The following is a 26,930-nucleotide window of genomic DNA, read 5'->3' as shown; positions in this document are numbered from 1 at the left end:
CAAAGGAATTATGACGAAGATTAAAAAAGGAATTTTAGGCGGCCTGTCAGGAAAGATAGGGCCTGTTGTTGGCGCTAACTGGAAAGGGACGGATTATTTACGGTCCAAGCCCTCCATACCGCCGGTGCAAACCCCACCGCGCAAAATGGCCCAGGCTAAATTTGGGTACCTCACTTCTTTTCTCAAACCCTTCCACCCCTATCTGTTGCAGGGATTTAAACATGCGGCAATAGGGAAAACGGAATTCAATGCCGCTTTTACGGCCAACTTCAAAACGGCGCTGCAAGGGGAATATCCCGATTTCAGTATCGACTTCAGTCAGTTGCTTTTGAGTTCGGGAAAGCTGGAAGTGGTTGCAAACCCAACATGTACCCGGCTAAGCCCATCAAAACTGCAGTTTACCTGGCAAGATGTAACCAAGGGTCATTTCCATATTGATGATCTGATCATGATTGTGGTATACAGTGCTAAACGGAAAAGGGCCGATGGTATGATCGGGGGTGTAAAAAGAAATGTGGGCAACTGTATATTCAAGATGGAGAAACGTTTATGGACCAGCGAGGTGGAGGTTTTCATCAGTGTGATTGGCCATAACGGAAGAGCAGTATCTAACAGCTATTATCTGGGAAAGGTAGATGTGATATGAAAAAACAGCTTCATCTACTCAGGCAGTTGGTGCAGCAAGCAGTAACGCACTCAGACAATACCACATCCATTGTTACAGATTCCTTTGCCGTAAATCAGGCTGGCGATTTGTTGATGATTAAAGATGTAATGATTGATTATTTACAGAATTTGAGCTTTAGTAAAAAGCCGGAAGTTTTCATTAAAAGGAAAATCCTGCATACGCAGCGCGAGTGTATAACGCTGCTTGATATGTTGCCCAGAACCAAAATGGCTACTCCTGATCAGGTTGCATTAGCAGATCAAATGAGGAAATGCCTGGATGAGTTACTGCGACATCTGCATCAGCACAACTGTTATTTCAGCTATGAGGTCAATGCGCCCTACATAGAAATACAGCGCATTACGGATAAAACCTTTCAGAAAATGACGGTGATGAAAGCTGCTTTGAAACGTAAAAAGATCTACAGTGAATTGCTCAACATTATTTGCGCTGCTTTTGAACGGTTTCATCTGAGTCAGCAACATACCTACCAGCACCTGCAATACATGTCTGCGCTACAGCTTTCCATTTTAAAACTATGTGAGAAAGCGAGTGATCTGGATTTCGATTATCAGCTCATCGAACACCTCACTTACTGGTGCTTCAATGAATGTCATTTTGTGGATTACTGCAAGTCGTTGATTAAAAAGGCGCTAAAACCCCATTATGGAACAAAACAGTGTTATGAACAACTATGTCATTTCGAAAAGCGGCTAACCGTACAACAGGAAAAAGCCAATCTCCGATATAGCGTGCAACGTAACAGTGTTAAGTATCAGTTAATGGTTTTTGTGCAGGCCGAGCTGGAGTGCATTGAAAAGAAACAGCAGTACCATTCTGGAGGTAAAGGTGTAACCCTGAAGCATACCGCTCAAATAGGTAGCTACCGGGTGCAAACCAGTTTCTCTGTAGCGGCACTGGCTTATTTCATGAAACTGTTGTGCGAGTCAGGCATCATTCAAGCCGAACCCCGGTCACAACTGCTGGCCTTTATTGCGCATCATTTCCAAACACCGCGCATTGGCGAGCAAGAGTTATCAGCCAGTAGTTTAGCCACTAAATACAAGCAGGTAACTCCGCGAACGGCCCATGCAATGAAAGCCAAGCTGAAGGAGCTTTGTCAGAGAATTGATGATGATTTTGGAGAAGAATTTAGCTGAATATCATCGAAATGATCGTTTAACAAGCGCGGTATTGACTCACCCAATATCGCGCTTTATTATCCATTGCCCTCAATTGCCGCATTCTCTATTAGGCACGCTTATTTCTGTACTTATCATACCACCTCTTTACACCTGCAACATTTCTTCTGCTTACCTTATAACATGCATTCTCGGGATAAAATACTACTATATATAATTCCTTCCCCTTTTGTTTAAAGTCCCTGACGTTCTTCCAGTGAATCAGAGCGCCTCTATTAATACGGAAATATTCATCAGATTTTAGTAACTCATAGGTTTGGTTTAAATTTGTTAGCCATATACCACTTTCTCCATCACTATTATAGAATTCAAATACAACATCCTTTATGTAAAATATATAATAAAAGTCCCCCTTTGCAATCAATTCTTTTTTGACAGGTTTAGATTTCAATATCTTGTATCTCACCTTTGGCGTCGCGGCGGGTGTCGGAATTGGAGGCACCGGATCTGCAGGCGGTACCGGAACGGGCAGCGGCGAATCAACTGGTACGCTTGGTTCAAGCATGTTAAAATATATGAAATAAATCAAATTCAGGATGAATACATATAACATCGCCATTATAAAAATAGTGTAGAAAAAACTTCCGGAAAGCGGTTTACGGCCATGAACTGTATATAAAATTGTTGCCAATATCATCTCCAGAATTGCCCCCAGGCCAACTCCGTAGATGACCTGATTTTTCAAACGCTTGATAGTCCGTTTGAATCCACCATCCCGTTCATTCAACCAGTTTGTAATTCCAAAGATATACCAGATCAAAATGAAGGCAGCTGCACCATTTAATACAGTTGAATAATAATACCGAAACTGGTAAATCAATTCAGAAAATCCAATTTGCTGACGCTGTAGTGAAATGATCCCACCAGCAAACAAAGAAACAAACAGGGTAACTCCAAAATGTACCCACGCCCACTTTGCGGGGCGGAAAGAAAAAAGGAAATGCATAAACCTAAGCTTTAATAAATAAGCTCATGGGATGTGATCTTGCCAACCAGTACCGTTCCTGAAAAAAGAATATACCGGTTAAATTCTAAGTGGTTGATTTGCTACAAATATAAAAATATACGGAATATTTTTGTAGTGCCGAAGATACACAAGGCAAAAAAAAATAATTACAAAATATGATTAAACAATCTTTTGATGAGGAGGGCGTACTGCAGGTGCAGGAAACCCTTCATGGTTTAACCGATGCGGAACGGCAGGAAGAAACTGCCGTCATCCGGCTGGATCTGCACACCTGGGTAGTCCGATGGTTTGAGCTTGATGCTCAACAACAAGCGTACTTTAATCAGATGAACAGCCAGATGATTGGTTTTTTAGCTGAGCAAGTCAGTTTCGCAGTAGCCAACCGTTTACCCATTACTTTAATCAAAAACAGCGCAAGAGCTGCAGGTGATGAAGCGGATAAACTATTTACACCGACCAGTAGCCTTACCGCCACTGCCGATGCAAACGGCAACTTCGAAGCCAGCGGAAGCCTGACGATTGAAGTAAGCTATAACTGACATGATATGGAACGAACAAGTCCTTAAATTAAGCCCTGCAATTGACGAAGGTTGCAGGGCATTTCTCATTTAAACTCAAAACCTATGGATCAGCTCATCCAACTTAAAACCAGTTTAGATACCCTCGGGCTCGCCGGGCTCCTGGCCTGGGAAGCACTTTCTGCAGCCTGCGTTAAGGTAGCGCTCAAAGCTGGCGAAAACTTTATCTGCCAGCCAGGTACAGTTGCATTTATTATCGAAGGTATTATTAAAGAATATGATTCCTCGCTTCGCAATAAGCCGTCAATCGTAAACCTGCTCACTACCAATCAATATGTTGTAACATTTGTCGGCAGCAATCACCACTTCTACCGGGCGAGTTGCCCATCTACCCTTGTCTACATTGACAATACCAAGCAGTGGCAGCTTTTCGATCAGTTCAACGAATTGCAAAATCTATACTTCAATATTGAAGATTTGCATTTTCAATCCCTGCAACGCCGTAGCCACTTACTGGAGTACAATACAGCACGAGCACGCATAAAGGAGTTTATCAAACTCAACCGCAGCATCATTCCTTTCCTGCGAAAAAAGGACATGGCAAACTACCTTAGCCTCGAATACAATTTATTCGTCAGATACTACAGCAAACTGCTATAATGCCTTTTTGGTGTTCGTCCGACAGTAAATTTACTACCCATCGCACAGCATTTTTGCCACCCGTTGAACATCGTTTCCAGGTAGCGTTTCATGGTACCTTAGTATTAGAAATCAGATACAAAACCCTGATCGCCTGAACCTGTACCGATACGGTTATCTTCAAAATTTTGGCGGAGTGGTTTACGTGATTGTGGTAATGCTTTTTGGTTTCTGTAAACCTTAAATTATAACATTATGTACAAATTAGTTAGTATCAAGTCCGGCCTGGTGGCCGTAGTACTTGGTTTAGCTACCGTAGCGGGCATGAGTGCCTTCACCCGCTCCGATGGCGAAAAAGAAAACAAGAGGGTGGAGTATTTTTATAAATACAAATTAACCACCTACACGCAGGCACAAATCGAGAATCCTGCAAATTACCAAAGAGAAGATTCTCCTTGTTCTACGGGTCCTCATGTATGTGGTTTATTCTTAGCTACAGATAACGGCGCACTTGCTGCACCAGATACCGATGAATTTGATGAACTTAAAGATCAATTGTGGCCTTCAGAACAAGGTGATGCCGCAACTATTAGCGAAATCAAAATGCGTAATTAAAACTTGGAGCGGCGGCATGCGGATACATGCCACCGCTTTTTTTATGGATTCTGTTCGATCCCGCTTAGCTGTATTGCTGTTTTGTCAATCGGTAACACATACCGGATGTCACCTGGCTTTAAAGTATAAACCACCTGTTTTATGGTTCGCGATAAAGTATTCGCCTGTGCAGGTTCCTGATTCAGGCGTTTTAAATCCGGCCAGCGCAAATTCCTGAACAGCAACTCCATTCTGCGTTCCAGCAAAACTGTACTTAAAGCAGTAGCCTGACTGGTAAATGTGTATGGACTGAATGTTCCTGTTTTAAATCTTTTACTTAGAAGGGTATTCAGGTCGCTTGCTGCAGCAGAAAGCAAGCCCAACCTGGCTTTGCATTCTGCCCTGATCAGCAGCACTTCATCGGTAGCCATGCCGCTAAAAAATACCGCAGTGCTTAATCCCGTATAATTTCCTTTAAATGCATAAGTAGCATCCGTGTTTTTCTTGAAGAATACGACTTTTCGGAGATCGTTCGCGGCATACGAGGCATACAATACCGGATCGACCTTCGCTTTGGTTTGTGCCAGTACCGAAGCTACCGCTGTCCGGCAATCGTAAATCACTTCATCATTGAACTGGGCAAAAGGAATGCTGGCTGTTGTACTTACACTATTATAATCGATTAGCGTACTGCTTACCTGCAGACAGGAATCGGCGTAAAGGGCGGCATCCTGATAATTCCCCATCAACAGGTTTATCCGCGCCAGTAATGCCCATGCGGCAGGTTTAGCTGCCAGATATTTGCCCTTAGCCTTATTGGGCAATAATCGTACAGCAGCTTTTCCATCGGCCAATATTTGCGAGTAGGTTTCAGCCAGGTTTGCCCTCACGCTTCTGGCCTCTACATCGCTAACCAGTTTAAGCGGAATACCCGGTTGGCTGGCCGCGTTGCTATTATTGTAGGTAGTGGCAAAAAGCTGCCCAAGTGCCAGATGATAAAAGGATCTTAAAAACAAAGCCTGCCCTTTAATTATATTCCCCTGGGGCTGTTCAGCATCGCTAAGCTGTAGTTTTGGTATAGTCTCAATAATCAAATTGGCGTTAAAGATTACTTTGTAGGGAGCGTTCCAATCTGCCGTGATCAGATCATACTTTTGCCAGAGGTATAGATTGCGTTGCTTTTCAGTTGATGATGACCAGCTGGCGTCGGTAAGGTAATAATCATCTGCCGAGGTTTCCCCTGCTGATGGGTATTGGGCGTTCATCACGAAATAATTATCCAGTATTCCTTGAAGGTCGCTCAACTTGTCGGGGGTCGAAATCCTTTTATTGGGTTTTTCTTCCAGGTATTTCTCACAACTCCAGTGCATTACTGAAAGTACGATGATTAAAGTGAGGTATAAAAATCTTGTTTTCATTATTTTTATTTTAAATTAAAAACCGGCTTTAATTCCAGCTGCCAGGCTGATCCTGTTTTGAATCCCTTGAACTGCATCAGGATCAAGTTTTAGTTTATTTTCCCTCCAAAGGATCAGGTTAAGCTGATTGGTGTAGAGGTAAAAGTTAACCTGCTTCAGGAATTTAATTTTTTGTGGCTGCCACCGGTAATTGAGGTAAACATCTTCTAATCGAATATGATCGCCCCTTTCAACAGTGATCTCTGATTGTGTATAAAACAGATCGCGCATCCCATTGTCCGGATAAACCAGCGAAGGCACACTGGTATTCGTTTCATCGCCTGGTTTTTGCCAGCGCTGTTCGTATTCACTGATTCCACTACTATTGAGGTACATACTTGCATAATTCAGAGCCGGCTTCCGGAAATAATATCCAAGTTTATAGCGGATATTTAACGTCAGGCTCAGACTTTTCCAGTTGAAGGTGTTGCGTAGGTTTCCGAAAACGGGCGGAACAGCAGGGCCATGTACCACCTGCTGGCTGAGCGGAGTCAGGGCAATGGCGTCGTAATCGGTGCTGATTTGGCCGTTTACATAACCACGCGGATTCCCTGTTGCCGGATCGAGTCCAGCCCATCTGAAGCTTACTACTGCATAAGGATTAAGGCCCAGAACTGGAAAAACGCTTACGCCATCACTGGTAAGCCCATCGGTTATTAAATTTGCTGAGGTACCCACCACTTTGTAATTAATGTAACTAAACAATAAGCTGCTCTGCCAGCTGAAATTACCATTAATGTTCCTACTGTTCAGTACCACGTCTATGCCTCTGGCTTTGATAGCTGCCGAGTTCAGTGTAACAGAACTAAAACCTGAAGTGGCATCCATATAAACCGTATTCATCAGATCAAAAGAATATTTTGAAAAGGCCTCGATAGTGCCGTTAACCCGATCATTTTTAATAGCGAAATCAAGACCCAGATTTAACTGTTCAGTTTGCTCCCACCTCAGGTTGGGATTAGGCGGCGTATTTACGGTAACGTATGCCTGGTTGATCGGTGAATTTGCAGCCTCTGCATAGGTGATCCGCGTGAGTGCAGATGCATTCGTATTTACATTCCCGCTAAAGCCATAAGATCCCCTCAGGTTCATTTTCGGGATGAACTCACTGTGATAAAATGATTCTTCACTCAATTTCCATAACGCGCCTACCGACCATAAGGGCACCCAACGTTGATTCGTCCTTACCCCGAACAAATTCGATGCATCCCTGCGTACGGTTCCCGTAATCGTGTAACGCTCGCGAAAGGTATAGGCAGCATTGGCATAGGCCGAAATAAAACGGTTCACAGTTTCAGCAGGTATGCCCGCAGTGGGAATATATACACTGCTGCTGAGGTTTAAATATGTTGGATAGGCATGTACCCCATCTACGGCCACACTATTCAGTGTTTCAGGATTATACCCATATAACAATGTATTATCCGTCCGCTGGTTTATTTCCCTTTGCTCCCCGCCTAAAATCGCATCCATCTGGTGATTGCCCCAGTGATGGTTCAGGTTGAGCTGTGCCCGTAGCGCATGGCTCTGCTGCGCAATCTCTGATGATTTATAAATTCCACCGCGAGGCAGGTTGTAGGTAGTAGAACTGCCTAACACGGTGAAACGGTTAATCAGGTCGCGGGTAAAATAGGTGTCTTCGCTATTGAATTGAGGTGTTTTCTCATTACTTCTTTGGTATTGATACTTCACATCGGCGCTGAGCCAGGGCGCGATGCGATAACTACTGCCCACATTCATCACCACGTCGAAAAGCCGGTTTTGTTTATCACTATTGGCAAGTTCATCGAGCGGCCGATATTTCCAGTCAAGTAAGCGGCCTTTCCCTACTGTATCGGTAAAGCGCCCCCTGTAATATAAATTGATGGGCAGGGCATTCCCCTGATCATCGGCTATCCTGCTGTAAGCAGAAACTCCGCCTTCTGATGCCGAAAAGCTGCCGTAACCGGCAGGGCTGTTGTTTTTACTCAGGCTAGTGGTTACCGCCACCCCCGCTTGTACCTTCCAGTTTTTGTTTAGCGAAATGGTATTGTCAAATCGAAAGGTTAACCGTTGTGATTCATTACCTACAAGATTACTCAAATTCTTGTCAGCACCTGCCGACAAACGGTAAGTTACCGAATTGCTATTCCCTGCAATGGACAAGGCATACTGCTGACCTACTGCTGTACGGTAAAGATATTTTAGCATATCGCTGCGCAAATCCTGTGTTCTCAGCTGATTCAGTTTTTGCCCTGCAAGCGTGGTTGTAATTGTACCTTGTCGCTGATCATTGAGAATTTCTGCAACCTCGGGAATAACCGGATAATGGGGACTATTGAAGCGATCATCATAATAGCCTTGTGCAAAAAGCATGCTTTCCAGATCAACAGTTGCTGCCGGACTAAGCTGATCGGCCTTGTATAGGTCTGGTTTGGCCTGAATGTTCACACTGCTGTTGAAATCAATATGCATGGCCTCCCCTGATTTGGCTTTTTTACTGGTCAAAACAATGACGCCGTTCCCTGCCCTCGCACCCCATATAGCACTTGCCGCAGCATCTTTCAGTACCGTTACACTTTCAATGTCGTTGGGGTTAATGTTATCAAGGTTGCCTTCATATGGAAAATTATCTAATACCACTAAAGGCATCATGCTTCGGCTATCCAGTGAAGCCAGCCCCCTAATCTGGTAGGTAGTGGCTACATTCGCCCGCTTATCTACCTGAAAACTACTGGTGATGTTCGCCAGTCTGGTCAAAATTGAAGGACTCACATTCTGTATTAGCTGTGCCTGATCTACTTTATAAAATGATGCGGTTGAACGGCCTTTTACCACATCCTGGTATCCTGTGCTCACCGTTACCTCTTCCAGCTGCCGGTTAGCAGGTTGCATCATTACCTGTAGATCGCGCTCCAATGGAACATTAACCACCGTATCAATAAAATGATACCCGGTATAGGTAATATTGAGGCGGTGCCTTCCCGCTGACAACGTGAACATGAACTCACCCCTGCCCCCACTTGATGTTTTATGGTTTGAGGGTAAGATTAATATAGTTGCATCTTTAAGTGGTTCTCCCTTCTCATTTAAGATAGTTCCTTTCAAGCTTTGGCCATATAAAACACAGCTATAACTCATCAGTAGCAATAAAAAAATATACTTCCTGATCATGGCTTTACCTTTTTCTGTTGTCTATACCTTTCCCGAATTACAAGGAGCTTCCTTCGTTCCTCAGCTAATGCAATGATGTCTGAGGAATGAAACATAGCACCCTCCATTACAGCGGTCAAATATCCATCTCCAGTGATAACCACCACAGTTGGTAAAGAAATGGATGGAAACAAATTGGCAATCAATGTATCTTCAACAAGCGTAAACATATTCGTTAGTGCCGCCTGATTTTTCTTGAATACCTCTTCAAGTGCAGGTCTGCTATCATACACTGTTTTCCTGTTTACCAAAACGACTTGAATGTCTTTTCCAAGACTATCTTGTAACTTTTTCAGTTTTGGAAAGCCTTCAATACAGCTCCCACAAGTACTCGCCCAAAAATCGAAAACAATGACCTTTCCTTTGTACGGCATTAAGTTCTCTGTAGTGTAAATTCCATTTCTGTAGACATGAAAGGAAGTATTCCAAAGTTCGTCAGGAACCTTTTCACCCCCTCTTACAGACCTAAGTGGATTTTGTTTTTTTTGCGCACTGGCGCAGAAATTCAGGCATAGCAAAGCCACTGCGCTGAAAAATATGTTTTTTAGCATTTGGTTTATTTTAAAAGTTTAGGATTGAGAAGAAAAAACAAGGCAGGTCAGTATAATCCGAAGATAAAAGAATTACATAACATGATCCGCCTGCCTTGCAATGGGGTTATTCTGGCTGCCGCGGCTTCATTGCGTAAAGCCTGTTGAGATGGTAAAATTGTCGTGGGTTCATAATATAGTTAGTTGTTTGTTTTAAATCATCGTCATTGCGAGGCTGAACTATCTTGAGCCTAATCAATCATATTCCATCAATACCTTTATCCTCAACATTGAGCGCCCCCCGCTGTCATCCTGAGCGCAGCGCCTGTCCCGAAATTTTGATGAAGGATCTATTCGCTATACACATTATTTACCTACCCTTACTTGTTCCCTTCGCCGCCCGGCACCCCGCGGCCATCGTGATGCACAGGCAACTCAGGAATCATACACCGCTCTCGTGGTTTGTCTTTTATGAAAAAATACCAAGCCTGATGGTTTTCTACCAATTGGCAGAAAACCATTACGCTAAATATCAAAAAGATGCTTACCTTAGAATCGCCACAACCCACTGGAATACACCTCATGTTAATTAGCATGGGGCTGGATCCGGAATTTAAATTGACTTAGCATCAAAAATCGCCTGTTTCAATAAGCAGGTACGCTTCTTTTTGCTTTAGCGCAATTCTCTTTCCGAGATTTCTTAATGTATAGGGATGTTAAAAGCAATTGTTCTTAAACAACTGAGGAAATGATCAGTGTAAACCATTTCAACTAAAATGGAACACTTCATTAAAGCGTAATCTTTTCGCTTTAATAAACACGTCATTTGGTAATGTTAACGACGTATACCCTTCAAAGCATGCAATAAAGCGCTAGCTATAAGGCAAATAAGCGAACCTTACTGCTTTTTAAAGAAATATCGTCACGAACCTTTTGCAACCTTGAATGTCACAAATGATTCACTTACAGCCACCTTATTAAGCAGCATACCACTTAGGTAACAAGCTCAATTTATAAGTCAGCTTATGATTGATTCATACGAAATTAGCCTGTATTTGTTCATATATAATACTGTAAAAGCAAAATTACACCCTCCTATTTGTCGATTTAATTAACTGATAACAAATATAATAGAAATTATTATAAATATATAATAATTTCTAATAATTAATTTTCTATGTCTGTATCCTCAGAATATGCGAAACAATTAAGGAAATACATGCGCCGATTTGGCTTGTTTAGCGTTGACATAGCTCATCTTGCTGATACGACAAGTGAAGTCATAAATGGGGTGCTTGAAGAAAAAAAGGGGTTAGTTTTGAACACGTTAGAGTCTATTTCATGTATCTTTTCATTGCGATATTTCGAATTTGGTAACCCAAAACATCCCTTCCCAAAATTTAAGCAGCTACCGGAAAAGACGCAATTAAGAATAAAATCTAGGAAAGAAAATGGACCACCAGAGAAAATCATTTATAAGCAACGTGATATTAATGCCCAAATCAGGGTAATATTAAGTACATATGATTCAAAAGATAACATCCTAATTACTGATGTTTTGAATAAAATACAGGACAAATATGGTGTATTATACAAGCCTAATGAAATAGCAGATCGTTTTTCCAAAACCTTTAATGGAGTAATATTCGACACTGGAGAAAAAGAAGATTCCAAAAAGGGACGAGGAGCAAAACCAAAAATTTATAGGTTGCTAAAGCCAGCCAAGCAAGATAGTTAGTTCTAGAATATCCTTTGTCAGTATTTTAACCGTAAAAAATCGACAGACAATGTCCGCTTGCCGATTTTAGATAACTTTTTCTCCAGGATTGAATAATTCCTGCAGCATATATGTCTAGAATCTCATCTGGCTACTTTCGAAGCATCTATCACAAAATATGACTTGTCCTTTAGAAGCCCTGATTGCTCGTTTTTTGTTGAAAAAATTGACTTTTAAATTCTTAGAGCAAGTATCCGACTTTTAGCCAAAATCATTTAAAGTCAATCAAAAAGTTACATCAGGTAAGAGATAGTAACAGAATCAGGAATCAAAATCAGCTTAAATGGAATCGAGTTTACTATGGGCTTGAAGAGAAAAAGAATTTTTGCCCAGACCTCAAACTTTTGAGGGGAAAGAGACATCATTGAGAAAATCCGATCAACAAATCTTCGACCAGTTTGGACCGAAATGGATGGTACACTTACGTTGGTATATCCACTACAGTTATTTTCCGTAAATTTAGGGATTACATGTTCACCTTTGCTGAATGTTAAAGATGATGTTTGGAATATTCACATTATTGTACCAAAACTTTCTATAACACTATGGAGCCAATCTCAAAAAACTTAGCTGATTTATACCTTTTATTCACCAGGGAGCCTTTTGCAAGAGCGCTTTGCACGGAGCTTGAGTACTATTCAAGCTCTGATGGTGGCTTGCTTGGGATTATTTTGGAGGACAATACTGACAGAGATTTTTTGACGATTGTTTTATCACGAGATGAATCCAGACAATATAAAGCTGTTAGTATCAAGATTGATATTGCAGATTTGGCTGGTGCTCGGGTTGTGCTCGGGGAAGAAATGCTAAAAGAGCAGGTAATTTCTCATGGTGACGCAAAGTTCTTTGATGTTTTTCAAGCGATTAATAAGCCTGATCAGGAACATCCATTTTTTGCCCTTTTGCGGGATAGCAGCGCATATTCTTCTGCGAAGGAAGCGATTAGGGAAGTTAGCTACCATTATAAAGATGTGGATGGCAATTTTGTGGATCAGTTTCAATCGATAAACGGTTTTGATGCCAGATTATGGGAACTGTATCTATATTGCTTTTTTAGGGAGCAGCTCTTTAGTTTTAACAGGAATCATGATGCTCCGGATTATATTGTTGAGAAGGGCGAAGTTAAAATTGCCGTTGAGGCTGTTATAGTGAGTAGGAAGAATAGTGATTTCGAACCTAAAGACATGAAAACTCCTGAGGAAATGAATAAACTTCTCAGGAATGAAGTTCCCTTGATGGTTTCGAGCGCCATATATGATAAAGTAAAGAAAAAGTATTGGGAGAAGGAGCATGTGAAGGGTCTTCCTTTTGTTCTTGCTATGGCTGATTTTCATGATACCGGTTCCATGACTTGGACATTTGAGGCTTTTTTAGTTGTTTTGTTCGGTGTGAAGCCTAAGATCAACGAAGATACAGTCAAGGGGCCTCATCAGGTGTTTGAGGAAGTGGGGCCTTTTATCAAAAAAAACGGTATGGAAATCCCTGCAGGATTATTCCATCAAGATGGTTATAAAGACATCAGTGCGGTTTTTTTCAACCCAACGGCAACAATTGCAAAATTCAATAGGCTCGGTATGCAGGCTGGAATAGGGACACTTGAACACACGCTAACCTGGTTTGTAGCCTTTCACGATCACGAACCGGGTGCGCTGAATCCGAAGATGGCTATATTGAACATTGATGAGCATTCAGGTGAGCCATGGTCTGCTGGCGCAAGCATTTTCCATAACCCTAATGCGAAAATCCCACTAAACCCTATATTGTTCAATCCTCAGGTTGCTCACTATTTCTTTGACGAAGGGAAGATTATTAGCCTGATACCCGATCTACACCCTTATAGTGGGAGGACTCTTAATCAACCGATACCTAACCTATCGAAAAATTCATGAAAATATAGGATCGGATTGATCAAAAAGGACATTGAATTTTTAGCCTTACCGACATCTTCAGGCTTAACAATTTTGAACACAAACATTGATAACATACTGATAACTTTTCACCTTCTATAGCTTGAAGAACTGACATTATTCTTGATAATATTCATCTAACCAATTCACAAGTACCTCTCACCTAACTCCAATATCAAATCAAATTGTTGTTCAGTGAAATAAGCAAGCATATTAGTAAAACTTTGAATAATTTAGCCCCTGCCCGCCTTTCAAATCATTTGTTTTTTGTGAAAACTCAATGAATGGTGTACTTATTATTCACACCCACTTTTGAGTCATTAATAATCATTGAATACAGAGTAGAAAATATATATAACTTTAAATGTCCATATTGAAAATAAATAAATATCATACTCTCTTACAAAAGAAAAATCTTATCTTGAACAAATCAAACGCACTCAAATGGAAAATGAATTTGGCGGTATCTGGACACAGACAAAAATAGAAATACTCGAAAAGTACACAACTGCATATCTAACTATCATGAATAAGCAGAGATTTCACCTGACTTACTTTGATGGTTTTGCGGGTAGCGGCGATATTAAAATAGGTAACAAGAATGATTTCAAGATAATTGAAGGAGCCGCAAAAAAGATAGTAAGTATTGCTAACCCAAGGAGTTTTGATATTTATTACTTTGTTGAGAAAGACGAAGAAAAGAAACAATTATTGGATTTTGCGGTTCGCTCGATACGGCCATCAAATGTTTTTGTCGTTGCCGAAGATTGCAACGCTGTACTTAAAAGACTAGCAGAATATTTACGAGCCGATAAGATGCGTAAAGCATTAGTTTTTCTTGATCCATTTGGAATGAGTCTGGATTGGGAATCAATTGAAGTATTGAAAAATCTGGGTGTTGATTTATGGCTATTAGCACCAACAGGTGTTGGTGCGAACCGCTTGTTAAAAAAGGATTTAAAAATTTCTGAAGCCTGGTGGAACAGGTTAGAGAAGTTTTTCGGTGTGAAACGGGAAGAAATAATTTCGAGTATTTATCAAGAGAATGAAATCCCTGACCTGTTTGGTATCAACAGGATAATTACTAAAACCACTAAGGCTAATGAAAAGTTATTTGAGATATATGCTAAGAAATTAAATACAGTATTCAAACTGATATCTAAACCTTACATTATAGTCAACAAAAACAACTCTTTAATGTATCATTTCTTTTGTGCGTCGAATAATGAAAGTGCTATAAAAATAGCGAACGACATCGTAGCTAAACATAACAAAAAAGATTAATTATGCAGCCTTCTTGGGCATAGCTCTGTAAATCTTACCATCTAACTCGCAACCACCTTTGGCATGTTTGGGATGTTTTGCATCAATTGTAGGGTCATTTTGATTTACATTAAATTTGGGCTTGCCCCATTGTTTGAAAAAGAATGCAACTTTCGATTCTACACAACGCTTTTTAACGTAATCAACCCACGATTTTTCAATTGGTCGTGCTTTATGTCCAGATTCGCCACCAACAATTACCCAGTCAATATTGCCAAGGTTTAATGTTTTTACAGGGCCGATTAGTGGTTCAATAGATAAAAATTTTATGTGGGCTGGCGTAATAGATAAATCATCTACTCTATAGGTGTAATCTTCGTTTTCAACCGAAACGCCCATCCAGATATTCTTTGTCCATTTCAATTCATGAGCAATTTCTACCAATCTTTCAGATCTTTTTGTTAAAACCTGGTAAATATGCTGTGGAGTTTGATTCATAACCAAAAATACAGCCTTAATAAATTCGAGAGGTACATCAGGATGAAATAAGTCACTCATTGAGTTTACAAAAACAACTTTAGGCTTTTTCCATGTAAACGGAATATTCAATGTATCAGGATGTACCCGTACCTTAAAGCCATCTTTATACTTTTCAACTCCCATTGCGGTCAACCGTTTGGTCATTGATTCTGCGTAGCAGAATTTGCAACCTGGGCTTATTTTACTGCAACCTGTAACCGGGTTCCATGTAAGTTCTGTCCACTCTATGTTTGACTGTGCCATATTATAAAATTAAACCTTGGTACTCTAAATTTCTATGCAAATCTGTTAAAATATATGTAATTTCAGATTTTATTTTTTTTTCGCTTCTTACTTTTTTCATCACCACGTTAGCATCCTTCAGCAAAAAGCCTTCATTCAATGCATATACGTAAGCTTCATTTCTCATAAGTATTTTACCCTCTTTGATTAGTTGGGCGAGCTTTTTTTCAAAGACTTCTCTCTTACTGGGAATATTATATTCTGGAAATAAACCAGGTGCCGTTACATCAATTCTTTCGCTATCGATATCATAATTTGCCTCACCTCTCAACGTATCATTTTTCCAAGCCACACTAAGAAATTTCTCTATACCAAGTGTATGGTTTGTCCCAAACACCAATCCATATATATTTTTGTCCTTTTTAATTGAAAATGGAGCTAAATAATACACCTTATTCCCAGGTATTAAGCTTTTGTAGTGATCCACCACTTTCCTATGAACATGATAATAGTGTATGCTGCGCATTTCAACCGGATCAAATGGAAAGTATTTCTGAAATTCAGGAGTATTGGCAAATCGCCTGAAATAAGATGATGATATAAAGAAAAGAAAATCAGTTTGACGGAGCTGTGTTATACGAACAAATAAATCAGAGGTAATTTCCTTAATCCCATTTTGATCTAAAAAAAGAAAGTTAGCTGAATATTTCATCGATTGATAATGTTCATTAAATAGTTCCTTAAAATCTCTTTGATATGGTTTTATATCAAAATTCACTCGCACATCCTTTAAACAGTTTATCAATGAAAGAAACTTATCTTCATCCAATTCATTAAGATGTAAGATAACTTTTATTTCTCTCTTTCTAATTAATTCTGCAAATGAACTCACGACATCAATTGCAATCAAAGGGCTGCCCGGATTGTTTGCTGAGTCTCTCCCCTGCCCCGCGAAAAAATCAAAAATTTGTACTGTTTTCCAAATTGGATTTTTCTTTGATAAAAAAACAGGAGCCCATTCTTTCAAGTAATCACTATATAGCTTAAGCTTTATTGCTGTACCCTCATCAAATGGTTTCCTAAACAGATTCTTACCTGCCATACTCAAATATACTAAAAATATTAGTAAAAATTAATTAATTTTTTCCAGCCTAGATATGTTTTCCTCACTTTGGGCCTTCTCCGCTCTTTCAGAATTTGCTAGAGCTATTGGCTGAGAGCTGTAAAGCACTTTATCAACGAAACATATAGCTTTTTTAAAAAATGTATTATTTTTTTGAGGATAAAGTTTAGTTATGATGCCCAAAACATAGTCAGGGTTAGTTGTAATATGCTCGTGTTCGAGATTGGAAAGCGCATCTACTACTAATCCAGGATAATCATTAAATGTCTGTTGATCGACAACTTCGTATGATTTAATTGTATTAAAAATCATTGTTCTCACCACTTTTGAGTGCATGGTTGTTGAGAATCCATATTTCGTTAAGACCCCTGATACAATTGCACCTTTACACTTGCCATCTTTTAATTTCTCGGTGATTTCAGCGATGATAACACCATTCTTGCTATATTGGTAGTCTGTAGTAATTCTTTCACGTATTTTCTCGGCTATCTTAGATTTCATGCTTTTTATCGCTGGGGATTCGATAAATTTTAAAGTTTCTTCCACACTCCATTTACATTGATTCATAAAGAAGTGAATCGGAAAATATGGTGAGCTTAGGCTAAGGAGTTTTTCCATGACCAATTCTGGACAGTCACAAGAACAAGATGTGAAATATTTTATTATATCGCTTTCATATAAGTTTGATAATATAGTCTTTTCTACAAATTCGATACTACCAGTCTCAATTTCACCTTTTATTACATAAGCGGGCGAACCTAGCTCTTCAACAAATTCCCCCTTTTTAATGAGATTTAAATTTTTAAGAACTTTTTCATCAAGAACGAATTTAGGTTGATGATCGCCAGTATCGATCACTCCAGAGCTGGTATCCAATATAGCTGCATCTTCACCTATGTTAATCAACTTATTCATATTTCCCATTACTCGATTTATGCCGGAAACAACCTCGTCATTTATAATTCTCCTGAGATCTTGCGCTTGAATTTTAGTAGTTTGAGCAGGATAACGATAGTATATCTCCCCTAATTTGAAATCCGCTGCATCAACTTTCATGATTACTGGCTTGCTTATCGCTTTTTCGATTACTAAAAAGCCGACTACTTTAGATAAGAATCTCTTTGTAACAAAATGAAATTTGAAAGAGCCATCTAAGCCATTACTGATCGTACTACTTACATATCTGCCATCAAGATTTTCGTATTCCTCTTTAATACCGACGATCTCATGTTTTTCAGGCGAAACACCGAATATTATTGTTCCTCCAGAGTTATTGGCGAATCCAGAAATGGTTTTGAGATAAGTTTTATCTATGGTATCAGCTTTTGTTTGCAGTGAATTCTTAAACTCAATTTCTGAATTCTCTTCTAAGTCGGTTTTCAGATAAGATTGCTTCAAATCAATACTTCTTTCAAATTTATCTAAAATATCTTCAACATGATTTTTCATCGTGAGCTGTATTTATGAATGATAATCTAATTACTTTTAATAGTGATAATGCTTGTTCAAAATGAACTATAGATGAAAAAAAATCCTTCATTATTTACCATGTTGCCAACAATAGCCACTTCCATTTCCGCTTCGTTTACACCTGCTCCCTTTTTTGGTTAGTGCTTTGCACTGGCCGAAATAATAGGAGGATTTGTTTGCAGTGTTTTTTGCAGTGCTACGAAAAGTATTAATAGAGTTATTGGTTTTGGTGGAGCATACACCACAACTTCCTCCTGCCCCGCAGTGTTTACAGCGGCTACAATTTGAACAGGCATAACAGGGGCTATTGCCGTAACAGGTAGCCACGGGCGGTTTCACTGAAGGCTTTGTAGGTGTTAAGTGAAACAGGCTTAAGCCGAATAAAAGGATGAGCAGCGTTTTCAATAATGAGCGTATTTGGATTAAGGTTTAAATTAAATGAATTGCCATGAAAAATGCAATACCTAGAAATGTGTAAGATGGAAGATGTTTAATTGAAGACATAAAGTGTATCATAAGCCTAACTTAGGGAAATAGATTTGAATGATTTTACGGGAAACCGGAGAACCCAGCGATATAGATTCAGTTATAGATTACTCCATCATAACTTATAATTGCTCTTGTTTTCAGATAAAACATTCCTTATATTAGCATACCTATTGTTATTCATCCATTTTTCATGATTTCGGCATTTAGCCTTCTTGTAAATCATGAAAAAAATATTTGCTTTTGATAAAAAAAACCCGCCCGCTAAATCTGTAAAACCATACTGGCATCATCTGCTGATTGCGGTTTGTATTTTCACTGCTCACTATACCAGTACTTATACTCCAGACCTAATTTGGTCACCTACTTATCAATTACTGCTCATCCCCGCATGGCTTTTATTTTATTGTCACTATCTAATCTGCATGCCATTAATATCCAGGTTAGGATGGAAACATTCTATTATCCTTGGGCTTACACTTGCAGAAATTGCTATTTACATGGGAATGTCTCATATGATAGTCGAACTTTCCGAGTCGTCTTGGTCAACTGGACCAAAAACGGATGATACGATAAATTTCCTGGAGCTATTATTTGGTGTGTTCTGGTATTTATTATTAGGCCTGGCTTACTACTATTATAGTGAAGTGTGGCATGTAAAAATTCAGGTAAGTAAAGCATTTGTGAAATTATTTTTATTTAATGATGTGATCAGTGAAGCAGAGCGGAATTTATTGCTGAACGATCACATCTTTACAATGATCTATTCATCAATTAAATATATGGAGCCAGATGAAAAAACGGATGGACCAGGGGCACCAGAAACTCGTGAAAGTTTGCTTAAGCTGGTAAATTATGTTTTTTACGCATCCGACAATAGCACTGTTCCTGTAGCGACGGAGATTGACCAGATTCCAAACCTAATTAGATTTATTGAACATGACGAAGTAGAAAAACTTGAAGTACGATTTAAATCGACCGTTAATTACCAAAATCTTAATATCATTCCTTTAATTTATCTCAACCTGGTAGCGCGACTATTGAAATCGACCGAAAGGACAACATCTAGATTAGCTGCGGAAATTTATATTGAACAGAACGAAAATCATCTTCAATTCACAACGAAATACATCCCCAAAAGTGATGCATCGCACCTTATAAAAAAAGATCTGAATAAATTGAGGCGGCGCCTGGCAAGGCATTACGCTAAGCAATTTACCCTTACACAACAATTGGACGCACAAGGTTACCTCATTACGGATTTAAGGATTGAAGCAGGTTGTTTATGCATATAAAGTGAAGGATGGAACCAAATTCCTTGTATTCTGTATTTCCGTGGGAAAAGGCCTTAAGATCCCTCCCGAATGAAGGTCGGGACAGGCAGCCTGCGCGAGGTACATCCCGTTTAATACGGGGATGACGATGCAAGGTTGAGGTTTCGGGGGAGAATCTAAAAGCTAAAAGGCGAAAGCTGAAAGCGTCCCCGCAATTCTCGCTGTTGACGAAGATTTTCAGAAAAACTGAAAGTGGCGCGTGAAGACATGAGTCACGGGATAGCAGCGCCAACACACCAGATTTAATCATATACGTCACAAAGAAGATATCTTCACGAAACTTATTAATCAATTCAAAAGCAAATTGAAACTGAGGCTAAGCAGGACGAAAGTAAGCCCACAGCACCTGAAGGTATTTTTATTGCTATAGTTTGTATCCCTTATATCTGGAAAAGCTGGAGAATTCCGTGTATTCAATGGGATATGCTGTTCCGGTTAAAGTTTTATCAAGCGTATGTTTATTGATAATTACAGCGGCATTACCGGCAATCATATCGGATATAATTTGGTTTCAAGATATCGCCTGTTGTAATATAAAAGGCTAATGTGAAAATCAAAATAATTTATCACTTAAATGCTCACACAGGAAATCCTTTTTCTCACTTAATGTGTTAACTTCCACTTATGAAACTTAAAATCGCTTTACGGACGATAGAATGGGATAGTTTACCACGGAAAGCTGTTGTTTTGATATTTATGACATCAGTTTTAAAGTTTTCTGCTTTTTCTCAGAAAAATATGGTAATAAAAGATGATAATTTAACCGAATACAATTATCAAGGGGCATCAAAAACAGTGAAGTCGTTGGATCAACTCCCAAAGGATATTCAAATGGAAGTAAGGCAAATTATAGCCGATTCATTTGATGGCTTCGAGGACTCGATACATCTTGTAAATGCACAGATTGTGAACATCCGGGCCTACCTGGAAGACAAAAATCCACACAAGCGTCATAGGGTGGTGCCACGTTATGAGATTAATATGTTTTTGAAAGATACATCGATAGGATTTATCAGATACAATATCACGCTACATTTAGACGATTACGGCCAGGTTTTGTACCTAAACTGGCCGCAGGAGGGCATTGGCGGTAAAAACAGTTTTCTAAACAGACAGTCGATCAGAAAATTTGCATTTGATGAAGCTAAAAAACGAGGGTACGATTTAAAGCACTATCAGATCAGATTTGAATACAATAATTTCTTAAAAGCGCTTTGCTGGGAATTTAGTTTTTTACAAAAAATGGAACCGGGAGCTGCTTATTATAATTTTATCGCCATTCCATGGAATGAATTAACTATCATCGATAGCACAAAACAAGAACATTAGCCTTTGAGGTAGCAGTTGGAATCATTGAAGAAAATGAGTAAAGATTTTCCAGCCAGCCTTTAAATGCATTGGAGTTTCGTCATTGCGAGGCCGGACGGTGTGAGCCGAAGCAATCGCTAAAGGACAATCTAATTGCGATCGCTTCGCTCCATACACTTTGTCCCGCTTCAGCTCACAATGACGTTTTTTGATTGATTAACTATAACCAACCGAAGTGTTGATAACATTAATATCAAATACTAATATTATTAGTAATTTTGTTAATCAATCACCCTGTTATGATACGTCAACTAGATCTACCTAAAAATAATGTTCTCGACACTCTGGATAACCCCGGCCGGGTTTTGGGCTCTAACTCTCCTGCCGGGGAACACAACCAACGGCGTTTGCACATTGCGCAAAAAATTGTGGCCGACCCTACCAATACCTTTTATTTTGAGTCCGATGACGAGCAGATGCGCTATTTCGGCATAATGAAGGGCAGCATCATTGTGGTGGATAAATTGGTTCAGGTAAGCTCGGGCATGCTGGTGGTTTGCTGGGTAGATGATGAGTGGCTTACGCGTAAGCTGTTGGTTAAGGGCGATGCGGTTTATATGTGCGTTAACGATAGTATGGACGCCTGCTTGAATGTAACGGGAAAAAGCATTAATATTTTTGGTGCCGTAACCTGGATCTGTTCACCCCATACCAACCTGCAGCATGTTCTCACTGGCCGGTTTTAAGAACTTTTACACCAGTTGTCACCGCCTGGTTGAACCACAATACAACGGTAAAGCCGTGGTGGTGCTGCGCAATAATGATGGTTGTGTAATTGCCCCCCCGGAACGAGGCCAAAGCCTGTGGGATTGCCATGGGTACACCCTACTTCTAAATCAGGGACGAGATTAAAAAGCATTGCATTGCGGTATTTAGCAGTCACTAAACCTTATATGGCGCCATCAGCGCACGTTTAATGACCATCCTGGCGCGCTTTATCCCCGAGGTGGAGGTGCACAGCATTGACGAATGTTTTTTTGGTTTCAGTGGTTTTAGCAACCTATCCGCTTATGCCCGTATCAAAGAAACGGTGGCTGCCTATACCGGCATTCCGGTGAGCGTAGGCGTGACGCCTACCATGGTATTGGCTAAAGCAGCCAACAAAAGGGCACCAAAAGCACCAGGAAGTAATTGTTCTGGAAACAGAAGAAAAGCCCTTGATTCCATCCCCTACCTTGATTAAGTCAATCTGCTATCTATTTATTCATTTTAACTATCTTTTTCTCAATTTGTGTATCGTAGTCAGTGATGATTTCAATGAGGGGTTGAAGGTCGCCCGCACAGTAATCGGGATTGTAATTTTGAAAAACCACCTTCCATCCTGTATTGTACTTAATGATGCTGCCATAGTAGAAGTTATTAATCATTAAATGATAATTACCTCCACCTCCTTTCGGTGCAGATATTTCAACAACTTTATCTCCATCAGGAAAAGCACCGATAAATTTTATTGAGATAAGATATGACATACTTTTAAATTAACAGCACAAAGTATGCTAATTTTTTTAGTAATAGCAAAATAGTTTATGAACAATTGGCAGTGCTTATCGATGATAATAGCATTACCTCTGATAATTTTTAGAAAAAGTGATGCTAGAAACCGTGGAGAGCAGAGAAGAGATAAAAACAGGTATAGAAAAGGAAATCTTATAGTAGATGCACAATCAATCATTCCTTTATTAAAGGCTTTTTTTATAGGATTATTTATTTTCTATTTCTTAAATTAGCATTCCCCTAATTGTTGTAAGACATCTCATGATTTAGCTGGCATTTAAAAAAGTTAAATCTATTTATCATGAGTGAAGAATATTCTACCGAATCAAGGCAACCAATTACGGTTGCTTATGCTGAAGATGACTATGTGCAACTTAAAGCCATTGTTGAAATATTGGAAGAAAACGAATTTGTTGTTGATTTTGCCGTTAGCGATGGAGCCCAATTGATTCGTGTTGCGCAGCAATGTCTAAAAAGACCTGATATTTACATTACCGATCTAAAGATGCCAAAGTTGGACGGTATACACGCTACAGCAGAACTGATGAGGCACTGGCCGGAAAGCAAAGTGGTCATCTTAACCGGCGAAACCGAAAAATGTTATGTGGATGCCGCCAGAAATGCCGGTGCGCTTGCATTTCTAAACAAGCCCATTACTGATGTAAAGCTGAGCCTGGCCTTAAAGGAGGTTTATGAAACAGGCAAAACCAGCGTAGGCTTGATTAACGTATAGCCCTGCTCATGGTTTAAGTATGGAAAATATACAGGATAAGGTGGTGCCTTTGGTAACTGAATTGGAAGTGCTAAGGGAAATGATTGCAAAGTTCACAGCGCAAAGCACCCCTGCTCATTTGATAATGGCATCACCTGAAAAGGTGGAAAGTCTATTCGTTATGCCACGCTTAATCGTATGCCTTGCCGAAAATATGTATAAGCATGGGGATTTAACTAAAGCTGAATACCCGGGGTTAATCAGGATTGAGCATCACTCGACAGCACTTAAAATCACCACAAAAAACCTGATAACGCCTAAGAGGCGTGGTAATGGCTTCAATAGTGGCATGGATAACTTGAGGAAAAGGCTAGTCTATACCTATGGAGATATAGCAAGTATTGAAACCTGGAGCGATGGTCGGTTTTTCGAGGTGCGGGTGGTGATAGGATTATAATAAACTATTCATTTAAGGGAGCTGAAAACATGATTATTATTAATGCAATAATAAAATTTATGTAACATGGTCAAAGAGTTAGATTATACGTCTGTATGGTGAAGAAGCAATTGTGATATTGATAAAATTTATAAAAATTATCAAAAGCGAAGAGTAGGTTCATTTGGGTATGGATACTCAAATATTGCCGATAAGAAGTGGCATAACTACCCCCAAATAATTGGTATACAGTCGAAAGTTATCTTAAATAGAATAACAGTTTAAATCAAATGAGGCAGCCTCAAGCTTTAAGAATAACCGCCTCATTTAAAATCTATTGACTATAATTATTTAAAGAAAGAATTATATCACCGGATATAACCTTGTGTAGAAACCCTTTAAAAAGCTGAATTTCCTTTAGAAGCAACGTATCGGTCGTGTTAAATTTATCAAGAATATCAATCAATACTTTTGCAGTTTTAGGATCTACGCTATGTGGACTTATTACAGATGGATCACCAGTATCTAATTTCTTGATGACCGGTAAATGATTTGGACTGGTCTCATCAAGATCATACAGATATTGGTTATATAAAAGCTCTCGTTTGGTCTTAAATACCGAATCTAAAAGGTCATTAGAAAAATAATAATCAGGTGAAATTAACCAGTCTTCCGGAAAGGTCTCACTACAATTGATTAACATCCAATAATAATCCACCTTTGAGGCTTTATCTTTAATACTTTCATTGTTCTTAAGTAGCGATTTCACTAGCCCTAGGTTTGCTAACAGACTTTCTTTACTTGCCTGAGCTTTATCCACATAATTACTTAATGGTATAAAGTTATAAGGTTGATAGTACGTATAATAGTCTCGTAGAGTGTCGGGGTTATATTTGATTGTTCTACTACCCAATTCAGTTATTACCCTATCCAACGAACCTTTGGACATTGAACTAGGCCAAACAAAATTTTCAAACTTTTCATGATTGTAAACATGGAAAGAGATTTCATAATTAAGATTAGTTTGTGTTTTGTTTTGCATAGTCATTTTATTTTTCTTTTCATTTTTGCATGAAAAAAGAAATAGTTGGATTAATATACAAATTACTAAGTTTCTTCTCATTAGCTTGATGTGTTATTTTTTATCTCAACTATTAATTGATTCACTAGCTGTTGGGCACTACTGATAAAATCTGCTTGCAAGAGAAGTTTCCCACCCCCAGTTAGCAATCTATTGTACTCACTCGTAGCAGGATAAGAAATTTTAAAATCCCAGGTTCCCCCATTCCGATATAAGGTACAACGTAGTCACCTCTGCCTCTGGATGATCCTGCGACCTGTACAGCATTCCAATTATTATATTCTTTATACATCGCTAATCCCTCGCCTGTAATACCCAGCGCACCGGTATAACTACTTGATGGTTTTCCACGAGACAGCCGCCACCAAGCGGCATATTTAAAATTCGATTTATTGCTTTTTATAATGTCATCCAGAAAAACTCCCGCTCCGGAAACCAACCCAAAGAAAGAACTATCATAGTCTCTGATAATTTTTGCGAAAGTGGAATTTGTTTAATAAGATATTTGGAGAATAGCCTCGATCTAAGTAGTATTGATAGCCTAAACGCAATTTCGTAACCCACCCTGCTTAGGCATCACCAATAAAGTACAAACCAAAAAAGATTTTACCGGTCACAATACATGATCATAGCACCAATTTTGTCGACCAGCTCATCACAAATGAGGTCGCCGGTATGCCATTGAATAAAAGGTGAATCATTTAAAAAGCTGGTATACATGATGCCAATATATTTTCCATCAATGCTAACGTGATATTCGTTTTCTCTTTCGGCAGTAACGCCGATTTCAAAATTATCGATATCGAAGTTATAAATTTCCATGAATTAGAATAAAAGAGGAGCCCTTTTGCTTCCCGGTGTATTATCTACATGATCTAAAGCTTCTGGCTTATTTCCGGTTTTAATTAAATCTACATCTACCCTATAGGCAGCAAGGTTCACATCATCACATGGCTGCATTAAATGAATGATTTCCTCTTTACTGGTTGTTGGGTTTAGCCAGGAATTGATTTGCTCATTTGAAATGATTACAGGCTGCCTGAGCTTGATGTTGTGGATATCGGCCATAAATTCGTTTGCTGGTGCGGTCAGGATTGAAAATGATTTAATCCATTCTTTATCTTCAGGATTCTGATAGAAAGCATAGATACAAGCCAGGTTGAAATAAGGGTGCGCCTTGGGATGAATGAAGTAGGGTAATTTATCTTTATTAACATCCTTGTACTCAAAGAAACCTTCAACGGGCACAATGCACCTTTTAGTCATGATGGAGCCTTTGAACGAAGCCAGTTCAAATACCGTTTCGCTCTTGGCATTAAGCGTGTTGTTTGAAAGTTTCACCATATCAGCCAGTGGCTTTTTCCAGTTTGGCATTAGCCCCCACTGCATACGCTCCGCTTGCCGTTCACCATCTTTAGCAGTTATGGTTACCAGGTTTGGATGCGAAAATCCATTGGCATGGTAATAGATTTGATCTTGTAAATCTTTCTCATCAATTACCGGCGCCTTATAGTAATCGGCGTACTCGTAGGTTTTGCTTTTTTGGGTGGCTCTGTAACACATAAACCTAAATTACAAATAATTGGATAAACCAGCAATGGGTTACTGACTTGAGTACATATTCATTGGCCGACCGAACCTGGCTAATTTCAATAATTGGCATATGAGTTCAGCCCCTACCCGGTAATTAAGCATGGCTACCTATTTGTTTATGTCAAGCCTTTTTTTTTCAACTGGGTCGAACTCTGTTAAGATATCAATGAGCGGTTGAAGGTCGCCCGCAGAATAATCGGGATTGTAATTTTGAAAAACCACCTTCCAGCCTGTATTGTACTTAATGATGCTGCCATAGTAAAAGTTATTTATCGTTAAATGATAATTACCTCCACCTCCATTAGGTGCACACACTTCACCAACTTTATCTCCATCATGAAATGATATTTCATACCAG

At 39.4% G+C, this 26,930-nt stretch carries 28 protein-coding genes; 15 read left to right on the top strand and 13 right to left on the bottom strand.

The window, feature by feature from the left end:
- The first annotated feature begins 10 nt into the window (after positions 1–10).
- Positions 11–646 (top strand): DUF6266 family protein, encoded by a 636-nt coding sequence (locus tag AC570I_RS20170; RefSeq protein ID WP_497406936.1) that lies wholly within the window; start codon positions 11–13, stop codon positions 644–646.
- Positions 643–1,827, top strand: a complete 1,185-nt coding sequence (locus AC570I_RS20165; protein ID WP_497406935.1) for a hypothetical protein — start codon at positions 643–645, stop codon at positions 1,825–1,827. The genes AC570I_RS20170 and AC570I_RS20165 overlap by 4 nt, the downstream gene beginning before the upstream one ends.
- A gap of 91 nt (positions 1,828–1,918) precedes the next feature.
- On the opposite strand, the gene AC570I_RS20160 is transcribed toward AC570I_RS20165, so the two are convergent.
- On the bottom strand, positions 1,919–2,815 hold the full coding sequence (locus tag AC570I_RS20160; protein WP_497406934.1) for a LytTR family transcriptional regulator DNA-binding domain-containing protein: 897 nt from the start codon (positions 2,813–2,815) through the stop codon (positions 1,919–1,921).
- Positions 2,816–2,991: 176 nt separating this feature from the next.
- On the opposite strand from AC570I_RS20160, the gene AC570I_RS20155 reads away from it, so the two are divergent.
- The 3 genes from AC570I_RS20155 to AC570I_RS20145 all read left to right on the top strand — a co-directional run bounded on the left by AC570I_RS20155 (position 2,992) and on the right by AC570I_RS20145 (position 4,608).
- Positions 2,992–3,375 (top strand): hypothetical protein, encoded by a 384-nt coding sequence (locus AC570I_RS20155; RefSeq protein ID WP_497406933.1) that lies wholly within the window; start codon positions 2,992–2,994, stop codon positions 3,373–3,375.
- An 84-nt stretch (positions 3,376–3,459) separates the two neighbouring features.
- Positions 3,460–4,014, top strand: coding sequence for a Crp/Fnr family transcriptional regulator (locus AC570I_RS20150; RefSeq protein WP_497406932.1), 555 nt, complete (start codon positions 3,460–3,462; stop codon positions 4,012–4,014).
- A 234-nt stretch (positions 4,015–4,248) separates the two neighbouring features.
- Complete coding sequence (locus AC570I_RS20145) at positions 4,249–4,608, top strand: hypothetical protein (RefSeq protein WP_497406931.1); 360 nt, start codon at positions 4,249–4,251, stop codon at positions 4,606–4,608.
- Positions 4,609–4,649: 41 nt separating this feature from the next.
- On the opposite strand, the gene AC570I_RS20140 is transcribed toward AC570I_RS20145, so the two are convergent.
- The 3 genes from AC570I_RS20140 to AC570I_RS20130 form a co-directional block, all read right to left on the bottom strand.
- Complete coding sequence (locus AC570I_RS20140; protein WP_497406930.1) at positions 4,650–6,005, bottom strand: RagB/SusD family nutrient uptake outer membrane protein; 1,356 nt, start codon at positions 6,003–6,005, stop codon at positions 4,650–4,652.
- 15 nt (positions 6,006–6,020) lie between these two features.
- Positions 6,021–9,131, bottom strand: a complete 3,111-nt coding sequence (locus AC570I_RS20135) for a SusC/RagA family TonB-linked outer membrane protein (RefSeq protein ID WP_497406929.1) — start codon at positions 9,129–9,131, stop codon at positions 6,021–6,023.
- A 62-nt stretch (positions 9,132–9,193) separates the two neighbouring features.
- Positions 9,194–9,787 carry a TlpA family protein disulfide reductase gene (locus AC570I_RS20130; RefSeq protein WP_497406928.1) on the bottom strand — a complete coding sequence of 198 codons (594 nt, stop codon included), beginning with the start codon at positions 9,785–9,787 and terminating at the stop codon, positions 9,194–9,196.
- A gap of 320 nt (positions 9,788–10,107) precedes the next feature.
- Between AC570I_RS20130 and AC570I_RS20125 the strand changes: the two genes are divergently transcribed.
- From AC570I_RS20125 to tcmP (AC570I_RS20110), 4 genes are all read left to right on the top strand, one after another.
- On the top strand, positions 10,108–10,359 hold the full coding sequence (locus tag AC570I_RS20125; RefSeq protein ID WP_497406927.1) for a hypothetical protein: 252 nt from the start codon (positions 10,108–10,110) through the stop codon (positions 10,357–10,359).
- Positions 10,360–10,943: 584 nt separating this feature from the next.
- The gene (locus AC570I_RS20120) at positions 10,944–11,504 is read left to right on the top strand and encodes a hypothetical protein (RefSeq protein ID WP_497406926.1); all 561 of its coding nucleotides are present in this window, start codon (positions 10,944–10,946) and stop codon (positions 11,502–11,504) included.
- 584 nt (positions 11,505–12,088) lie between these two features.
- Positions 12,089–13,432 carry a hypothetical protein gene (locus AC570I_RS20115; RefSeq protein ID WP_497406925.1) on the top strand — a complete coding sequence of 448 codons (1,344 nt, stop codon included), beginning with the start codon at positions 12,089–12,091 and terminating at the stop codon, positions 13,430–13,432.
- Positions 13,433–13,894: 462 nt separating this feature from the next.
- Positions 13,895–14,734, top strand: a complete 840-nt coding sequence (gene tcmP / locus AC570I_RS20110) for a three-Cys-motif partner protein TcmP (protein ID WP_497406924.1) — start codon at positions 13,895–13,897, stop codon at positions 14,732–14,734.
- Here the strand turns inward: tcmP (AC570I_RS20110) and AC570I_RS20105 are convergent, their stop codons facing one another.
- The 4 genes from AC570I_RS20105 to AC570I_RS20090 all read right to left on the bottom strand — a co-directional run bounded on the left by AC570I_RS20105 (position 14,735) and on the right by AC570I_RS20090 (position 18,395).
- Entirely contained in the window at positions 14,735–15,496 is a 762-nt protein-coding gene (locus AC570I_RS20105; RefSeq protein WP_497406923.1) for a DUF5131 family protein, read from the bottom strand.
- Between the two features lies 1 nt (position 15,497).
- Positions 15,498–16,577 (bottom strand): three-Cys-motif partner protein TcmP, encoded by a 1,080-nt coding sequence (gene tcmP, locus AC570I_RS20100; RefSeq protein WP_497406922.1) that lies wholly within the window; start codon positions 16,575–16,577, stop codon positions 15,498–15,500.
- 30 nt (positions 16,578–16,607) lie between these two features.
- Positions 16,608–18,047 (bottom strand): AlbA family DNA-binding domain-containing protein, encoded by a 1,440-nt coding sequence (locus AC570I_RS20095; RefSeq protein ID WP_497406921.1) that lies wholly within the window; start codon positions 18,045–18,047, stop codon positions 16,608–16,610.
- Positions 18,048–18,137: 90 nt separating this feature from the next.
- On the bottom strand, positions 18,138–18,395 hold the full coding sequence (locus tag AC570I_RS20090) for a DUF5763 domain-containing protein (protein ID WP_497407012.1): 258 nt from the start codon (positions 18,393–18,395) through the stop codon (positions 18,138–18,140).
- A gap of 383 nt (positions 18,396–18,778) precedes the next feature.
- On the opposite strand from AC570I_RS20090, the gene AC570I_RS20085 reads away from it, so the two are divergent.
- Positions 18,779–19,849 (top strand): hypothetical protein, encoded by a 1,071-nt coding sequence (locus AC570I_RS20085; protein WP_497406920.1) that lies wholly within the window; start codon positions 18,779–18,781, stop codon positions 19,847–19,849.
- Between the two features lie 403 nt (positions 19,850–20,252).
- Here the strand turns inward: AC570I_RS20085 and AC570I_RS20080 are convergent, their stop codons facing one another.
- Positions 20,253–20,381 (bottom strand): hypothetical protein, encoded by a 129-nt coding sequence (locus AC570I_RS20080; protein ID WP_497406919.1) that lies wholly within the window; start codon positions 20,379–20,381, stop codon positions 20,253–20,255.
- A 131-nt stretch (positions 20,382–20,512) separates the two neighbouring features.
- Between AC570I_RS20080 and AC570I_RS20075 the strand changes: the two genes are divergently transcribed.
- The 3 genes from AC570I_RS20075 (at position 20,513) to AC570I_RS20065 (ending at position 22,439) form a co-directional block, all read left to right on the top strand.
- Positions 20,513–21,217 carry a hypothetical protein gene (locus AC570I_RS20075; RefSeq protein ID WP_497406918.1) on the top strand — a complete coding sequence of 235 codons (705 nt, stop codon included), beginning with the start codon at positions 20,513–20,515 and terminating at the stop codon, positions 21,215–21,217.
- 278 nt (positions 21,218–21,495) lie between these two features.
- Positions 21,496–21,942 carry a LexA family protein gene (locus tag AC570I_RS20070; protein ID WP_497406917.1) on the top strand — a complete coding sequence of 149 codons (447 nt, stop codon included), beginning with the start codon at positions 21,496–21,498 and terminating at the stop codon, positions 21,940–21,942.
- 215 nt (positions 21,943–22,157) lie between these two features.
- The gene (locus AC570I_RS20065) at positions 22,158–22,439 is read left to right on the top strand and encodes a Y-family DNA polymerase (protein ID WP_497407011.1); all 282 of its coding nucleotides are present in this window, start codon (positions 22,158–22,160) and stop codon (positions 22,437–22,439) included.
- Between the two features lie 13 nt (positions 22,440–22,452).
- Here AC570I_RS20065 and AC570I_RS20060 read toward each other — a convergent pair whose 3' ends face one another.
- Positions 22,453–22,725: a hypothetical protein gene (locus AC570I_RS20060; protein ID WP_497406916.1), complete on the bottom strand. Its 273-nt coding sequence runs from the start codon at positions 22,723–22,725 to the stop codon at positions 22,453–22,455.
- A gap of 326 nt (positions 22,726–23,051) precedes the next feature.
- Between AC570I_RS20060 and AC570I_RS20055 the strand changes: the two genes are divergently transcribed.
- The gene (locus AC570I_RS20055; RefSeq protein WP_497406915.1) at positions 23,052–23,483 is read left to right on the top strand and encodes a response regulator; all 432 of its coding nucleotides are present in this window, start codon (positions 23,052–23,054) and stop codon (positions 23,481–23,483) included.
- Between the two features lie 19 nt (positions 23,484–23,502).
- The gene (locus AC570I_RS20050) at positions 23,503–23,919 is read left to right on the top strand and encodes a hypothetical protein (RefSeq protein WP_497406914.1); all 417 of its coding nucleotides are present in this window, start codon (positions 23,503–23,505) and stop codon (positions 23,917–23,919) included.
- Positions 23,920–24,232: 313 nt separating this feature from the next.
- Here the strand turns inward: AC570I_RS20050 and AC570I_RS20045 are convergent, their stop codons facing one another.
- From AC570I_RS20045 to AC570I_RS20035, 3 genes are all read right to left on the bottom strand, one after another.
- The gene (locus tag AC570I_RS20045) at positions 24,233–25,021 is read right to left on the bottom strand and encodes a hypothetical protein (protein WP_497406913.1); all 789 of its coding nucleotides are present in this window, start codon (positions 25,019–25,021) and stop codon (positions 24,233–24,235) included.
- Positions 25,022–25,585: 564 nt separating this feature from the next.
- A complete protein-coding gene (locus AC570I_RS20040) occupies positions 25,586–25,801 on the bottom strand; it encodes a hypothetical protein (RefSeq protein ID WP_497406912.1) in 216 nt (71 codons plus the stop codon).
- A 3-nt stretch (positions 25,802–25,804) separates the two neighbouring features.
- Positions 25,805–26,542 (bottom strand): SOS response-associated peptidase, encoded by a 738-nt coding sequence (locus AC570I_RS20035; RefSeq protein WP_497406911.1) that lies wholly within the window; start codon positions 26,540–26,542, stop codon positions 25,805–25,807.
- Between the last annotated feature and the right edge of the window lie 388 nt (positions 26,543–26,930).

Source organism: Pedobacter sp. A2324 (genome assembly GCF_059693705.1).
The sequence above is the reverse complement of the archived record's forward strand: the minus strand, read 5'-3'. Positions and strand labels throughout refer to the sequence as shown.